Consider the following 14,188-nt stretch of genomic DNA (forward strand, 5'->3'; position numbering starts at 1 on the left):
TTCTTCGACGTACCGATCGGCATCATCGACCAGAAAACACACAAGCTCCGGCGCTGCGCTAGCGCAGCGCCGGAGCCGACCAAATCATGAACAGTCTCACCCATCCATCCGGTCTGTTCTGTTACCAATCCATCCGCTGGACAGCGAAGCGCCGGATGAGGGGTATGCATCCGCGAGTTCAAGATGTCAGAAATGTGATTGCGGACAGAACCCCTCACCCGTCTCGTCGCTGCGCGGCGAGCCACCCTCTCCCACAAGGGGAGAGGGAAAGTGCTCGCTACAACCCCGCCTTCGCGATGGCATCCGCAAAAGATCGATCGACGATCTCGGCAGCAACGAGCTTCTGCTTGATCAGGCCCCAGCGGAAGTAGAGATCAATCGTGCTCTGCTCGTCCGCGACCACGCCGTCGTCGATCGGCGCGATGCGGATCTTTGCGCGCGAGAGCCAGTTCTGCGGGACCGCGGTCGGGATGTTCATCAGCTTGCCCCAGGTCTCGGCATAACCGTTGGCATTGGTCAGCGACCACGCCCGCGCTACGGTGAGGCGGCGGATGAAGTCGGTCAGCTCTGCGCGCTTGTCGCGGATCGCGTCGGGCCGCGCCACCTGGAAGCTCAGGCCCGGCGTCAGGCCTTCCGCCGTGATGACGCGGCGTGACTTGAACAGCACCTCCTCCTGGCTCACGTAAGGCTCCCAGGTCGACCACGCATCGACGGAGCCTTGCGTGTAGGCGATCTTGGCGTCCGACGGCGCCAGGAACGCGATCTGCACGTCGCTCGCAGCCCAGCCGTTCTTTTCGAGCGCGGCCAAAATCAGCTGATGCCCGATCGAGCCGCGGCCGGTTGCTATCTTCTTGCCGCGGAGATCGGCGAAGCTCTTGATCGGCGAATTTTCGGGCACGAGAATCGCGAGCCCTTCGCGCGTCTGCCGGATCGCGGCGATCGCCTTCACGGGCGCGCCGGAGGCGGCGGCGAACGTGAAGGGAGCATCGCCCACGAGCCCGGTCTCGATCGCACCGGCGCTGAGCGCTTCCAGCAGCGGCGCGGCGGCGGGAAACTCCTTCCACTCGATCTTGTAAGGAACGTCCTTGAGTTGGCCTGCCGCTTCCATCACGGCCTGCGAATTGCCCTTCTGGTCGCCAACGCGCAGCGTGGTCTGCGCAGCTGCGAGATCGGCACCCGCAAATGCGAGCGCTGCAGCAATGATGAACCGGATCATTCCGCCGCGATCCCCCGCTGCTGGTCGCGTTCGGCGATCAGCTTGCGCGTCAGCGGGATCAGCTCGCGGCCATAGTCGATGGCATCGGGAAGCGGATCGAAGCCGCGGATCAGGAAATGGCTGACGCCGAGATCGTAATAGTCGGCGAAGACCTCGGCGACCTGCTCCGGCGTGCCGACCAGCGCGGTGGTATTGCTGTTGGCGCCGGTGAGTTTTGCGATCTCGGTCCACAGCCGCTTGTCGATGCGCGCGCCCTGGTCGGCCGCTGCCAGCAGCCGCTTGGCGCCCTCGGTGGCGTGATTGGGCCGGCGATAGCCGGTCTGGTCCTGCAGCGCGGTGGCGCGCTCCAGAATCGACTCGGCCTTCTGCCAGGCCTTTTCCTCGCTATCGGCGAGGATCGGCCGCACCGAGAGGCTGAAGCGGGGGCTCGGCCGCCCGTGCTTCGCGGCTGCCGCACGCACGCGCGCGGTGACGTCGCGCACCTGCGCATAGGATTCACCCCACAGCGCAAAGGTGTCGGCATGCTTGCCCGAGACCTCGATCGCGGCATCGGAGCCGCCGCCGACGAAGGTGTAGATGCCGCCCTTCTGCAGCGGCTTCACCTGCGAAAAGCCGTTCTCGACGGTGTAGTACTTGCCGCTGTAGTTGAACGGCTTCTCGCTGGTCCATTCCAGCCGCACGACGTCGAGGAATTCGCTGGTGCGGGCATAGCGCTCGTCCTTGTCGTCGAGCGTGTTGCCGTCCTGCCTGAGCTCGATCGCGTTGCCGCCGGTGATGACGTGCAGCGAGACGCGGCCGCCATAGAGCTGATCGAGCGTGGCAAGCTGGCGCGCCAGCAGCGTCGGCGCGGTGAAGCCTGGCCGTTGTGCGATCATCACCTTGAGCTGCTTGGTGATCGTCAGGACATGCTGGGCGATCTGGAGCGCGTCAGGCGTGGTCGAATGAAACGCGAGCAGCGCGCGGTCGAAACCGGCAAGCTCATGCGCCTTCGCCACCGTCTCGATATAATGCGGATCGAGCACCGGCCCCTGGCGCACGATGGTCTCGGAAGCGTTGCTGTTTGCGACAAAGCCGATGAACTCGACCGACATCAGGGAACTCCATATGTTGATTGAACAGGTTGATTGATCAGACGCCGAGCGCGATGCGCCCGGCGGCGATTTTCGTGCTGTCGTCCTGTGGCGTGTGGACGCGGCCGCAGAGCACGTCACGGTAATGCCGCTCCAGCGGATTTTTGCGCGACAGGCCATGATTGCTGGTCAGCGACAAGGCGTCCTCCACTGCGGCCACGGCATTATTGGTCACCGTCAGCTTGATGATGTTGGACTCGACCGCGCTGACCTGCAAGCCGTCGTCGAAATCGGAGGCGAAACTCCCGATCAAACGTGCGTTGACCGCAAGCCGCGCCTCGATGCCGCCGAGGATCTCCTGGGCGCGCGGCAAGGTCGCCAGCGCTGCGCCGAGACTGGCCGGCGCCCGCGTCTTCAGGAAGGTCACCAGCCAGTCGCGCGCCGCACGCGCAATGCCGTCATAGATCGCGGCAACGAAGATGGTGTGGACGGTCGCCTGCGCAACGTCCGGCGCGCGCCAGTCTGCGGGCTTGCGGACATCGACCTCGGCATCGAGCGGGATCACGACGTCGTCGAAGATGACGTCATGGCTGCCGCTGGCGCGCAGCCCATGGTGATCCCAGGTCTCGACGATACGGGTGCCCGGTAGCCCCGCCGGCACCAGGAACTGACCGACACGCGGCTCGGCCTCGTCGGTCCGGGCCCAGACCAGATACCATTTCAGGATCGGCGAGCCGGTCGAATAGATCTTGTGGCCGGTGAGGCGCCAACCGGTCTCGGTGCGCCGCGCGATCGTCGCCGGCAAGCCGCCGCGCGCGGGTGAGCCAAGCTCGGGCTCGACGCGGAGCGCATTGACGAGCGCGATTCCTTCGACGGTTTCCTGTGCGAGCTTGCGCGACAGCCGTATCGGCCAGGACGGGCTTCGCGCCATCACCAGATGATTGATGTAATGCATCGACAGCACCAGCGCCGTCGACGAGCAGGCTTTGCCGACGATGCCGAGCACGCGCGCGGTATATCGCGCGCCCGCGCCGGCACCGCCGAACGCCGCAGGCACGGTCAGCGACAGCAGGCCTGCCTCGGAGAGCTCGCGAAAGTTCTCGAACGGAAAACTGCCGGTGCGGTCATGCTCGGCCGCACGCGCAGCAAAGCCTTCGGCCAGGGCTTCAGCACGCGCGATGTAGTCGGGTTCGCTATGGGCCGTGCGCCCTTTGGCTGCGTACGTCACCATGTGGCATCCAATCCCAGGAGACCGAGAATCTGACGGCGCAGATCGGCCAGATACGGGTCGCCGCGATGACGCGGATAGGGCCGGTCGACGCGGATGTCGGCCTTCACGCGCGCGGGACGCTCGCTGAAGACGATGACGCGGTTGGCGAGCACCAGCGCCTCCTCGGCATCATGCGTGACAAGGAGCGTGGTAAAACCCTTGCGTTGCCACAGCGACACCAGCTCGGCCTGCATGGTGATGCGGGTCAGCGAGTCCAATTTTCCCAGCGGCTCGTCCAGGATCAGGATCTTGGGATCGTTGACCAGCGCACGCGCCAGCGCGACGCGCTGCGCCATGCCGCCGGAGAGCTGATGCGGATAGGCGGTGCGGAAGTCCGATAGCCCGACGAGATCGAGCGCGGCATCGACGCGGTGGCGCTGGCTCTTCAAAATGCCCTGGGCTTCCAGCCCCAGCGCCACATTGTCCCAGACCGTGCGCCAGGGAAACAGCGTCGGGTCCTGGAACACGACGACGCGTGACGGATGCGGACTTCTGATGCGGACCTCGTCCTCGCGCAGCGTTCCCGCTTTGGGTTTGTCCAGGCCGGCGACAAGCCGCAGCAAGGTCGACTTGCCGCAGCCGGACGGCCCGAGCAGCGCGACAAACTCGCCGGGCTCGACGGCGATGCTGACCTCGCTGAGCACGGGGAGCTCGGCGCCGTCGATGTCGAAGGCGTGGCTGACCTGCTCGATGTCGAGGGCGGCGCCTGCGGCCGCATGCGCGATCGCTTCGGCGAAAGCGGCTTCTACCATTTCACGGTCCCCTTCTGCCAGACCAGCATGCGGTCGCGGATCGCAAACAGCAGCGTGATCGCGCCGGAGCAGAGCAGCGACATCACGATCAGCGCCGCATACATGTTGGCGTAGGCCGCCCAGCCCTGCGCCCATTGCAGGTACCAGCCGAGCCCGGCCTTGACGCCGATCATCTCGGCGACGACCAGCACGGCAAAGGACGCGCCGAGCCCCATGAACAGGCCGACGAAGACATGCGGCAGCGCCGCGGGGATCGCGACCTTCAGCACCAGGAAGGACGGTTTTGCGCCGAGCGTGCGCGCGACGTCGTAATAGGCCGTGCTGACGCTCGCGACGCCCGACCAGGTCAGCACCGTGACGGGGAATCCGGTGGCCAGCGCGATCAGGAAGGTCGAAGCACTCCAGCTCGACGGAAAGGTGAAGAACGCAATCGGCAGCCAGGCGGTCGCCGGCAGCGGGCCGATGAAGCGCAGCACCGGATGCACCCAATAGCCGACCGCACGCGACCAGCCGATCGAGACGCCGGTCAAAAAGCCGACCGTGGCGCCGATGAGATAGCCGCCGAGCTGAAGCTTGACCGAGGCGAACACGCTGTCGAGCAGCTTTGGCAGATCATCGGTATAGACCTCGATGATCGATTGCGGCGGCGGAAAGAACGGCAGCGGCAACCAGGCAAATTTGGCGGTCGCGACCTCCCACAGGGTCAGAAAAGCTCCGAGCGCAATGAGCCATGGCGCGCGCTGGCGCAGGGCCCGGCCGGCCGGGCCGAGATAGTCCGCGCCGACGGTCCCGAACAGGGCGATGGCGGCGATGACGAAGGCGGCGATGCCGAGCGAATGCGTACGCGACCAGTCGCCGACGTCCTCCCACCACAGGCAGGAGAGACCGAAGGCGATCCAGGCGGCGCTGGCGGCCACGCCCGCACCGGATTCCTGGACCCAGGTCGCAAGCCACGGCGCGTGCGAGGTGCGCGGCGCGCCGGACGCGAGCCCGTCAGACAGAGAATACGTCGACATAGATGCGCTCCGCAAATTTGGTCGTGTCGGTGCTCTGCTTGAAGACCTGCACGCTCTTGAGATCGTCGGCATAGGCCTTGAGCTCGCGCTTCAGCACCTCCCCCGTGGGGTGATGATGATGCGTGTGGTAGCGCACCATGCCCTCGATATCGGCGAGCGTTGCGGCCTTCGGTGCGTAGGGCTGGAACGACTTGGCCGCCAGCGACGGGTTCTGCGAGGTGAACATCGCGGCGTCGAGCAGCGCCTGGGTGATGGCGCGGGCGACCTGCGGCTCCTCGCGCACCAGGCTGCCGCGCAGGCCCACGATGCAGCAGCTCTTGTCGCGATAGTCGCCGTCGAGATTGGAGGCGACCTCCTTGTACTGGGTGTCCTTCAACCAGAGATAGGCCAGCGGATCGGACGACAGGAAGGCCTGCACCTCGCCCTTCTCGACCGCGACGTTGAGGAGGTTGCCGGGATAGGCACGCCAGTCGACGTCCTTGTTCGGATCGATGCCGAGTTTTGCAAGCTGGATCGAGAAGAAATTCTTGTCGGGCCCGGCGAGATCGCCGACGGCGACGCTTCTGCCCTTGAGATCGGCAAGCTTGGTCACGCCGGAATCGGCGCGGCTCAGCACGCGCATGCAGCCGCCATGGGTGCCGGCGGCGATCTTGACGTCAAAGCCCTGCTCCAGCGGCTTCAGCCAGCGCAGCGCCATGCCGAGACCGGCGTCGCTCTTTCCGGTGGCGATCGCCTCGAGCAGCTGATCGGTCGAGCCGGAATAGTTGACGAGCTCGACGTCGAGATTCTGCTTCTGGAAGAAGCCGTGCTCGATCGCGACCGGCAGCGGCGCGAGGCAGACCGCGCCGGCATTCCACGACAGTTTCAGCTTGCGCGGCGCGCCTGACAGCACCGGGCCATCCGACGCCGTCCGGCACAGCGGGAACTCCGAGAAGTCGACGCCGGATCCGATCGCCTGCGGCGCAAAGGCCTGCGCGCCCAGTGCCCCGAGCGGCGCGGCGAAGGCCGCCGCAAGCCCCGCCTGGAGCAAGTGGCGCCGGTCGAGGCCCGGTCCGCCGCGCTTATTGTCGTTCTTCATCGGCCTCTGGCTCCTGCGCTGGCATGGCTCCGCCGCATGCACAACGGCTCGCGTTGCGCACATTCCCTGCGGAGCTGCGTTGAGAGAAAATCTTTCCGTCGGCGCTTCGCGCGCCGCGTTGATGCGATGCGCAAATCATGCGGCGCGTTCCTCGCACCGTCAATGAAATGGAATTTCGAATGTTGCGCGAAGCGAAGACATTCTCTCCACCGGCGCGCGCGAGAACGATGAAACGATTTTCGCCGAAGCACCGGCCCGCGCTTCGTATCACGACTCCGTCACCCGCATCATTTTCGCGCGATTTCGTGCGCGTGCACGGCGTGTTCTCGAAAGCGGTCATTCGCTGAAACGTCCTTGCCCGGCGCGCGCGCAATACGGTTGGCCATTTCATTGACTGCGCATCGCGCGCTCATAGACTTGATCGTCCAGCTGCATCGTTCGCTCGCGCGTCGTGAGCAGGGCAAAAAAGACAGATCAACAAGACAGGCCACATGAGCATCAATTCCCACGATCGTTCCATCACGCGCCGGTTGGCATTCTCGCTGCTTGCTGCCGCCGTCACCTTGTCGACGGCGGCGGCGTCGTTCGCGGCCGACAGGGCCGTGCTCCGCGTCGGCGACCAGAAGGGCGGCAACCGCTCGCTGCTGGAGATTTCAGGCTTTGCGAAAGACGTGCCCTACAAGATCGAATGGTCGGAATTCCCGGCGGCCGCGCCGATCCTGGAAGCGCTCAACGCCGGCGTGCTCGACGTCGGCTACACCGGCGATCTCTCCTTCCTGACGGTCTATGCCGCCGGTGCGCCGATCAAGGCGATCGGCGGCACCAGGTCGGACGCGAAAACGCAAGCGATCCTGGTGCGCCAGGATTCACCGATCAAATCGGCCGCCGACCTCAAGGGAAAACGCCTCGCCGGCACGCGCGGCGGCTGGGGACAGTTCCTGATCGACGCGACGCTGGAGAAAGCACAGATCAGGATCGAGGATGCGACCTTCGCGCCGCTCGGCCCCGTCGATGCCAAGGTCGCGCTGGTGGCCGGCTCGATCGACGCATGGGCGGTGTGGGAGCCCTATGTCTCGTTCGCAACGCTAAAGGACAAGGCGCGCGTGATAGCCGACGGCGAAGGCCTGACGCCGACCATCACCTTCATCGTCGCCTCCGACAGCGCCATCGCCACCAAGCGCGCGGCGGTGCAGGACCTCGTGCAGCGGCTGAACAAGGCGCGGCTCTGGTCGCTGGATCACCTCGACGAATATGCCAGGAGCACGGCCGAGCTGACCAAGCTGCCCGAGGACGTGCTACTGTCGGCCTACGCTGCACAGCGCACCAGCCCGATTCCGATCGACGAAAACGTCGTGAAGGAGGTGCAGGAAGCATCCGACCGTTCGACGCGCTACGGCATCCTGCCGAAGACGCTCGACGTCAGCAAAGCCGTCGACCGCAGCTTCACCGCCGCGGCCGCAGGATCGAACTAGCGCGGAGGCGGCGAGATGCGCAGGCTTCGCCTCAAGGCCGGCCCGCTGCATCTCGCCGCAATCGTGCTCGCCCATCTCGCGTGCATGAGCTTGATCGTGTGGCTGTCGCTCTAGAGCATGATCCGGAAGAGTGTGAAGCGGTTTTCCGAACGATCATATGCTCAAGCAAAAAGCTCTTACCAGTACCCGCCGTAATACGGGCGCGGCCGGTAGTAGCCGTAATACGAACGGTAGGGGCGATAGTATCGCGGATAGGCCGGCCCGTAGCCGTAACCGTAATAGGCCGGCGCATAGCCGTAGCCCGGTCCCGGATATCCATAGCCATAGTACGGCCCGCCGCCGTAATAGCCGTAGGGACCGCCGCTGGCGATGGCGCCGCCGATGATCGCGCCGGCAGCGAGGCCGCCGAGCCCCCATCCAAAGCCGCGGCCACGCCAGTAGACCGGCGTGACGTCATCGCCGGCCGCGGCCTTCATGGTCGCGACATTGGTCGGCAGCGGGGCCGCTGTCGCCTGCCCCAAATGGCCAGCCACGACCGCAGCCGTGAGTGAACAGGCAATTGCCGTTTTCCAGATCGTCATCGTCTCACCTCCTGACTGACGTTTCGGTTTGGAAAGTGATCCGGGCGCCATGATTCAGGCATCCCAGCGCTAAGTCAAAGCCTCGAGCTTGCGTGCAGCGCACAAGATGCCGCACCTGCCTGAAATGTGATCATCCGCGATGCCGAGATGACACCGGGACGACGGCGCGGGAGCGTTGAGATCGGCGGCAAAGCGTTAAGCTTTCCATGTGTTCGCAACCAACAAGCACCTTCCCGATTTACTATTCGTACCGTTACTATCGGTTCCAATGGTGCGCGGCCGGAAGGCACTTCGCGAGAGCCCGAGCTTGCGCCGGACGAGTGGGAGGATGACATGAGTGCCGCCGGAAATGAGCCGCTTGCCCGCCAGGCTTTGGCGTTTGTCCTGGCCGGTGGTCGCGGCAGCCGGCTGCTGGAATTGACCGACCGGCGCGCCAAGCCCGCGGTCTATTTCGGCGGCAAATCCCGCATCATCGATTTCGCGCTGTCGAACGCGGTCAACTCCGGCATCCGCCGCATCGCGGTCGCCACCCAGTACAAGGCGCACAGCCTGATCCGGCATCTTCAGATGGGCTGGAACTTCTTCCGTCCCGAGCGCAACGAGAGTTTTGACATCCTGCCTGCGAGCCAGCGCGTCTCGGAGAGCATGTGGTATGTCGGCACGGCGGACGCGATCTACCAGAACATCGACATCATCGAGTCGCACAACGCTCGCTTCATCGTGGTGCTCGCCGGCGATCATATCTATAAGATGGATTACGAGGTGATGCTGCGGCAGCATGTCGACAGCGGCGCCGACGTCACGGTCGGCTGCCTCGAAATGCCCCGCGCGGAATCAAGCGGCTTCGGCATCATGCATATCGACGAGAACGGCTGGATCCAGCAGTTCCTCGAGAAGCCCAAGGATCCGCCGCCGATGCCGGGCAAGCCGGATGTCTCGCTCGCCAGCATGGGCATCTACGTGTTCGACTCGAAATTCCTGTTCGACCAGCTCAAGCGCGACGCCGAGGATCCGCACTCCAACCACGATTTCGGCAAGGACATCATCCCCTACATCGTCAAGAACGGCCGCGCCATCGCGCATCAGTTCTCGACCTCCTGCGTGCGCACCGGCACCGAACCGCGCTCCTACTGGCGCGATGTCGGAACGGTTGATGCATACTGGGCCGCCAATATCGACCTCACCGACGTGGTGCCGGAGCTCGATCTGTTCGACCGCGCCTGGCCGATCTGGTCCTATTCGGAGATCACGCCGCCCGCGAAATTCGTCCACGACGAGGAGAGCCGGCGCGGTTTCGCCGTCAGCTCGCTGGTTTCTGGCGGCTGCATCATCTCGGGCGCCTCGCTGCGCCGCTCGCTGCTGTTCACCGGCGTGCGCATCAACTCCTATGCCAATGTCGAGAACGCCGTGATCATGCCTTACGTCCATGTCGGGCGCGGCGCGCGGCTGAAGAACGTCGTGATCGACCGCGGCATCGAGATTCCGGAAGGACTTGTCGTCGGCGAGGATCCCGAGCTCGACGCCAAGCGCTTCCGGACCACCGAGCAGGGCATCACGCTGATCACCCAGCCGATGATCGACAGGCTCAATACATGATGCCTGTTCGCGTCCTCGCGGTCGCTTCTGAAGTCTACCCCATCGTCAAGACCGGCGGCCTCGCGGATGTCGCCGGCGCGCTGCCGATCGCGCTGAAGGCGCACGGCGTCGAGATGCGCACGCTGATGCCGGGCTACCCGGACGTGATGCGGCTGCTCGCGGGCGCGGATGAAATCCGGCGCTGGCCGGATTATTTCGGCGGGCCGGGCCGGTTGCTTGCCGGCTCGCACGAGGGGCTCGACCTGTTCGTGCTCGATGTGCCGCATCTCTACGCGCGGCCGGGCAACCCCTACGTCACCGCCGAAGGCACCGACTGGCCGGACAACGGCATACGCTTCGCCGCGCTGTCGCGCATTGCAGCCGATATCGGCCACGGTCTCGTCGCAAGCTTCGTGCCCGATGTCGTGCATGCCCATGACTGGCAGGCCGGGCTGGCACCGGCCTATCTGCACTACGATGGCGGGGCGCGCCCCGGCACCGTCATGACCATTCACAACATGGCCTATCAAGGCAAGTTCGACCGCACGCTCGCGGGCGCGATCGGCTTGCCCCAGCATGCGTCGTTCGACGTCCACGGCCTCGAATATTTCGGCGGCATCAGCTTTTTGAAAGCCGGCCTGCAGCTGGCCGATCGCATCACCACGGTGTCGCCGACCTACGCGCATGAAATCCAGAGCGACGAAGGCGGCATGGGGCTCGGCGGCTTGCTGCGCGAGCGCGCCGGCGTGCTGAGCGGCATCCTTAACGGCATCGACACCGAAGTGTGGAATCCGCAAACCGATCCGCATATCGCCTATCGGTTCGGCGCCGAGGAGCTGTCGTTTCGTTCGGCCAACAAGGCGGCGCTGCAGCAGCGGCTCGGCCTCGATCCGCGGCCGGATGCGCTGCTGCTCGGCGTCATCAGCCGCCTGTCGTGGCAGAAGGGGCTCGATCTGCTGCTGGAGTCCATGCCCACCATCCTGGGCGATGGGATGCAATTGGCGCTGCTCGGCAGCGGCGATGCTGAACTGCAGGATCGCTACCAGGGAACCGCACGCGGACATCCGGGCCGGATTGCGGCCGTGATCGGCTATGACGAGGCGCTCGCGCATCTGATCCAGGCCGGCTCTGACGCCCTGATTGTGCCGTCGCGGTTCGAGCCGTGCGGGCTAACCCAGCTCTGCGCCCTGCGCTATGGTGCCGTGCCGATCGTGTCGCGTGTGAGCGGCCTCGCGGATACCGTGAACGAGACGACCGGCTTCACATTCGGGCCCGTGACATCGGCAAATCTCTCGGCAGCGCTGGGGCGCGCGAGCTTCACCTTCCATGACAAGTCCGCGTGGCGGCAATTGCAGCTCGCGGGCCTTGCGACCGACGTCTCCTGGCGCAACCGGGCGGGCGAGTACGCGACGCTCTATCGCAACCTGATGGCATCCCGCGGGCGCAATGCGTAGGCCGGATTAGCGAAGCGTAATCCGCCCTGCGAAAATCATCCAAACACATACGACGCCATCGCGACGCTTGCGACCTCGTCGACGAAGACGCGCTTGCCGACGTCGCTGCCGGCGGCGCCTGCCGCGACCATCAGCGGCAGCAGATGGTCCTCGCGCGGGTGGGCGAGACGTGCGCTCGGCGCGTTCTCCCAGTCGACCAGCATCGCGTTGCGGCGGGACGCATCCGGGTTGCTGATCGCCTCGTTCAGATAGGCTTCGAAATCATACGAGACGGGCTTGGACTCCGCGCGGCCAAAACCGCGCATGTTGTGATAGGTGAGCCCGCTGCCGACGATCAGAATGCCCTCGTCGCGGAGCGAGGCGATCGCCTGCCCGACCCTGATGTGCTCGGCCGCGTCGTAGCTCGACTTCAGCGACAGCAGCACGATCGGCATGTCGGCGTTCGGATACATCAGGCCGAGCGGCACGAAAGTGCCGTGGTCAAACCCCTGATTGGGATCTTCCCGGCAATGGAGGCCGGCGTGCTTGAGCAGCGCGCTCACCTCCGCAGCGAGCTCGGGCTGGCCCGGCGCCGGATATGTGATGTGATAGGTATGCTCGGGGAAACCGTAATAGTCGTACACCATCGGCGGATGCGCCGACGTCGACACGGTGAAGGCGTCGGCCTCCCAATGGCCGGTGATGACGAGCACCGCCTTCGGCCGCTCGGGAAGAAGCTGCGGCAAACGGCCGAACTCAGCAGCCGTCTTGGCATATTGCACTCGCCTGTCTTCCATAAACGGCCAAGGGCCGCCGCCGTGCGACAAAAACAAGGTCGGTAATCGCGTCATGGATGTCGGCTCGCCTGTTTCACAACATGCGCGTGCGAACGGCCCGCGCGAACGGCGGCGAGCATAGGCAAACCGGTATGGTTAGCAAGCCGTTAACGATTTACCGCCCACAATCCAACCGTGGCCGAAGGAACGGCCAGAAGACAAGTGAGACGTGAGATGAGGAAGTTTGCGCTGGGGGACGTCGTCAACAGTGACAAGGGACGCCGCGGCATCGTTCGCGCCGCCTACCGGTCCAGGGAAGGCCAGCAGTTCTATGCCGTCGAGAAGGACGGCGCGATGGACTATCTGGAAGAAGACCGGCTGAGCCCGGCGCCGCGCGTCGAGCTCGCGGCCTAAGTCCAACTCATTTTTTGCTTTCGCCTGCGAGCCGGCCCAGACGCTCTCCCCAAGGGTCGTCGCCGCTCGCGGTACGATCATTCGCGATCAGCAACAGATGGTCGCGGTCCGCGGCAGCATCCCAATGCGGCAGCTCTGCGCCGTTGGGGTCGCCGCTCCTGGCGAAGTTGATCCAGTAGGCCCGCATGCGGTTTGCGACCTCGCGGTCGCGTCGCGAGAAGATGCCCGCACCGGGCACGCCCTCCACGCCGAAGATGAACTGCAGCTCGCGCCCATGGCCTTCGTCGGGATTGCCGCGCCGTGCTTCCGGCACATAGGCAAAGCGATAGCGGAAGGTCGGCGCGCCGGTCGCGGCATGAAGCCGGGCGAGCATTCGCACCGGCTCGGAGAAGACCTTGTCGGTGTAGAAGCTCGCCGCAACGTCTGACGGCCTCGCGGCATCGGCATAGAGCTTGCGCAGCTCGTTGATGCTCTCGCCCGACGCGGACAGCATCTCCTTGATCTCGAGCTCGCTGTCGTAACGCGTCTCGTCGTCGTTCGAGCCGATGATCAGGGGAATGCGGCTCTCATGTCCTGCCGCAAATCCCGCGGCAATGTCTTCCGTCACCAGATCTCCATCCATCGCCGGCATAAAGCTGCGCGGCGATTTCTCCAGCAGACGCTTCTCGGCAGCAATCAGACGCGCCGGTTCGGCGGCGCGCAGATCCGCCTGTTGCCCGAGCGCGGCGACAAATTGCCGGCCTGCGGCCTCGGCCTCCTGCGACGACGGCAGGCGCGCGCGGCCAGGCACCGATTGCAGAATGGCTTTCTGGAAGAGGTCGCGGGATTGGGCGCACAGCATCAGCAGCGCGATCGATGTGGCACCGGCACCGTTGCCGAACAGCGTCACGTTGTTCGCATCGCCGCCGAAGGCCGCGATGTTCTCATGCACCCAGCGCAGCGCCGCGATCTGGTCCATCAGGCCGAAATTGCCGGAGCCGCCGTCCGACAGCGCGGGATGCGTCAGCCAGCCGAGCGCACCGAGACGATAATTCACGGTGACCACGATGAGCCCGGCCTGCGCGAGCCTCGCACCATCGAACAGTGGATCATTGGCGGTGCCCTTAACGAAACCACCACCATGGATGAACACCATCACCGGCAGCGGTCCGTCGACGCCGAAGGGACGAAACACGTTGAGCGTGAGGCAATTTTCGCGCGCGGCCGGCAGCGATGGCTGGAGACAGGGCGCGCCATGCTCGTAGGCCATGCTCATCTCCGAACTCTCGGGCAAGGCCTGCGGCGGACGCCAGCGCAGGCTGCCTACCGGCGGCGCTGCATAGGCAAGCCCCTTGAACGATGCCACCTCGCCTTCGACGGCGCCGAGCATCTGGCCTTCGCGCGTCAACGCAAATGGAAATTGCCCAACCGGCTGGGCCACGGCCCTGCCGGTGCAGAGCAATGCAAAGGCTGCAATGAACGCAAGCAGGGACCGCATCTTCAGGGGATCTCGATGCGCGAATTGTTCCCCGGCAGGTTACGTCCGAGCCCCGCAG

Annotated in this window: 14 protein-coding genes; 4 read left to right on the plus strand and 10 right to left on the minus strand. The window is 65.1% G+C overall.

Annotation, left to right across the window (positions count from 1 at the left end):
* Positions 1–277: 277 nt before the first annotated feature.
* The 7 genes from ABID58_RS20005 to ABID58_RS20035 are packed head-to-tail and all read right to left on the minus strand — an operon-like array spanning position 278 to position 6,742.
* Positions 278–1,216 (minus strand): ABC transporter substrate-binding protein, encoded by a 939-nt coding sequence (locus ABID58_RS20005; protein WP_354034099.1) that lies wholly within the window; start codon positions 1,214–1,216, stop codon positions 278–280.
* Positions 1,213–2,307 carry an LLM class flavin-dependent oxidoreductase gene (locus tag ABID58_RS20010; protein WP_354034101.1) on the minus strand — a complete coding sequence of 365 codons (1,095 nt, stop codon included), beginning with the start codon at positions 2,305–2,307 and terminating at the stop codon, positions 1,213–1,215. The genes ABID58_RS20005 and ABID58_RS20010 overlap by 4 nt, the downstream gene beginning before the upstream one ends.
* Positions 2,308–2,344: 37 nt before the next feature.
* Positions 2,345–3,517, minus strand: a complete 1,173-nt coding sequence (locus ABID58_RS20015; RefSeq protein ID WP_354034103.1) for an acyl-CoA dehydrogenase family protein — start codon at positions 3,515–3,517, stop codon at positions 2,345–2,347.
* A complete protein-coding gene (locus ABID58_RS20020) occupies positions 3,511–4,308 on the minus strand; it encodes an ABC transporter ATP-binding protein (RefSeq protein WP_354034104.1) in 798 nt (265 codons plus the stop codon). The genes ABID58_RS20015 and ABID58_RS20020 overlap by 7 nt, the downstream gene beginning before the upstream one ends.
* Complete coding sequence (locus tag ABID58_RS20025) at positions 4,302–5,324, minus strand: ABC transporter permease (RefSeq protein ID WP_354034106.1); 1,023 nt, start codon at positions 5,322–5,324, stop codon at positions 4,302–4,304. Before ABID58_RS20025 ends, ABID58_RS20020 begins: the two co-directional genes overlap by 7 nt.
* Entirely contained in the window at positions 5,302–6,402 is a 1,101-nt protein-coding gene (locus tag ABID58_RS20030; protein WP_354034107.1) for an ABC transporter substrate-binding protein, read from the minus strand. Before ABID58_RS20030 ends, ABID58_RS20025 begins: the two co-directional genes overlap by 23 nt.
* Positions 6,386–6,742: a hypothetical protein gene (locus ABID58_RS20035; protein WP_354034109.1), complete on the minus strand. Its 357-nt coding sequence runs from the start codon at positions 6,740–6,742 to the stop codon at positions 6,386–6,388. The genes ABID58_RS20030 and ABID58_RS20035 overlap by 17 nt, the downstream gene beginning before the upstream one ends.
* 151 nt (positions 6,743–6,893) lie before the next feature.
* Here ABID58_RS20035 and ABID58_RS20040 point away from each other — a divergent pair, with 151 nt between their 5' ends.
* Complete coding sequence (locus tag ABID58_RS20040; RefSeq protein WP_354034111.1) at positions 6,894–7,874, plus strand: ABC transporter substrate-binding protein; 981 nt, start codon at positions 6,894–6,896, stop codon at positions 7,872–7,874.
* 176 nt (positions 7,875–8,050) lie between these two features.
* Here the strand turns inward: ABID58_RS20040 and ABID58_RS20045 are convergent, their stop codons facing one another.
* Positions 8,051–8,455 (minus strand): hypothetical protein, encoded by a 405-nt coding sequence (locus ABID58_RS20045; protein WP_354034112.1) that lies wholly within the window; start codon positions 8,453–8,455, stop codon positions 8,051–8,053.
* Between the two features lie 333 nt (positions 8,456–8,788).
* Here ABID58_RS20045 and glgC point away from each other — a divergent pair, with 333 nt between their 5' ends.
* Complete coding sequence (glgC, locus tag ABID58_RS20050) at positions 8,789–10,051, plus strand: glucose-1-phosphate adenylyltransferase (protein WP_354034113.1); 1,263 nt, start codon at positions 8,789–8,791, stop codon at positions 10,049–10,051.
* Positions 10,048–11,484, plus strand: coding sequence for a glycogen synthase GlgA (gene glgA, locus ABID58_RS20055; RefSeq protein WP_354034115.1), 1,437 nt, complete (start codon positions 10,048–10,050; stop codon positions 11,482–11,484). Before glgC ends, glgA begins: the two co-directional genes overlap by 4 nt.
* A 35-nt stretch (positions 11,485–11,519) precedes the next feature.
* On the opposite strand, the gene ABID58_RS20060 is transcribed toward glgA, so the two are convergent.
* Positions 11,520–12,314 (minus strand): DODA-type extradiol aromatic ring-opening family dioxygenase, encoded by a 795-nt coding sequence (locus tag ABID58_RS20060; protein ID WP_148753089.1) that lies wholly within the window; start codon positions 12,312–12,314, stop codon positions 11,520–11,522.
* A 159-nt stretch (positions 12,315–12,473) separates the two neighbouring features.
* Between ABID58_RS20060 and ABID58_RS20065 the strand changes: the two genes are divergently transcribed.
* The gene (locus ABID58_RS20065) at positions 12,474–12,653 is read left to right on the plus strand and encodes a hypothetical protein (RefSeq protein WP_354034117.1); all 180 of its coding nucleotides are present in this window, start codon (positions 12,474–12,476) and stop codon (positions 12,651–12,653) included.
* A 7-nt stretch (positions 12,654–12,660) separates the two neighbouring features.
* On the opposite strand, the gene ABID58_RS20070 is transcribed toward ABID58_RS20065, so the two are convergent.
* Complete coding sequence (locus tag ABID58_RS20070) at positions 12,661–14,130, minus strand: carboxylesterase/lipase family protein (RefSeq protein WP_354034118.1); 1,470 nt, start codon at positions 14,128–14,130, stop codon at positions 12,661–12,663.
* Between the last annotated feature and the right edge of the window lie 58 nt (positions 14,131–14,188).

It is taken from the genome of Bradyrhizobium sp. S3.2.6 (assembly GCF_040546885.1).
In the GTDB taxonomy this organism is placed as follows: domain Bacteria; phylum Pseudomonadota; class Alphaproteobacteria; order Rhizobiales; family Xanthobacteraceae; genus Bradyrhizobium; species Bradyrhizobium cytisi.

Bases quoted from the DNA above. Each gene is read 5' to 3' on its own strand.
- ABID58_RS20005 (WP_354034099.1), bottom strand. From the start codon at position 1,216: ATGATCCGGTTCATCATTGCTGCAGCGCTCGCATTTGCGGGTGCCGAT.
- ABID58_RS20010 (WP_354034101.1), bottom strand. From the start codon at position 2,307: ATGTCGGTCGAGTTCATCGGCTTTGTCGCAAACAGCAACGCTTCCGAG.
- ABID58_RS20015 (WP_354034103.1), bottom strand. From the start codon at position 3,517: ATGGTGACGTACGCAGCCAAAGGGCGCACGGCCCATAGCGAACCCGAC.
- ABID58_RS20020 (WP_354034104.1), bottom strand. From the start codon at position 4,308: ATGGTAGAAGCCGCTTTCGCCGAAGCGATCGCGCATGCGGCCGCAGGC.
- ABID58_RS20025 (WP_354034106.1), bottom strand. From the start codon at position 5,324: ATGTCGACGTATTCTCTGTCTGACGGGCTCGCGTCCGGCGCGCCGCGC.
- ABID58_RS20030 (WP_354034107.1), bottom strand. From the start codon at position 6,402: ATGAAGAACGACAATAAGCGCGGCGGACCGGGCCTCGACCGGCGCCAC.
- ABID58_RS20035 (WP_354034109.1), bottom strand. From the start codon at position 6,742: ATGACCGCTTTCGAGAACACGCCGTGCACGCGCACGAAATCGCGCGAA.
- ABID58_RS20040 (WP_354034111.1), top strand. From the start codon at position 6,894: ATGAGCATCAATTCCCACGATCGTTCCATCACGCGCCGGTTGGCATTC.
- ABID58_RS20045 (WP_354034112.1), bottom strand. From the start codon at position 8,455: ATGACGATCTGGAAAACGGCAATTGCCTGTTCACTCACGGCTGCGGTC.
- glgC (WP_354034113.1), top strand. From the start codon at position 8,789: ATGAGTGCCGCCGGAAATGAGCCGCTTGCCCGCCAGGCTTTGGCGTTT.
- glgA (WP_354034115.1), top strand. From the start codon at position 10,048: ATGATGCCTGTTCGCGTCCTCGCGGTCGCTTCTGAAGTCTACCCCATC.
- ABID58_RS20060 (WP_148753089.1), bottom strand. From the start codon at position 12,314: ATGACGCGATTACCGACCTTGTTTTTGTCGCACGGCGGCGGCCCTTGG.
- ABID58_RS20065 (WP_354034117.1), top strand. From the start codon at position 12,474: ATGAGGAAGTTTGCGCTGGGGGACGTCGTCAACAGTGACAAGGGACGC.
- ABID58_RS20070 (WP_354034118.1), bottom strand. From the start codon at position 14,130: ATGCGGTCCCTGCTTGCGTTCATTGCAGCCTTTGCATTGCTCTGCACC.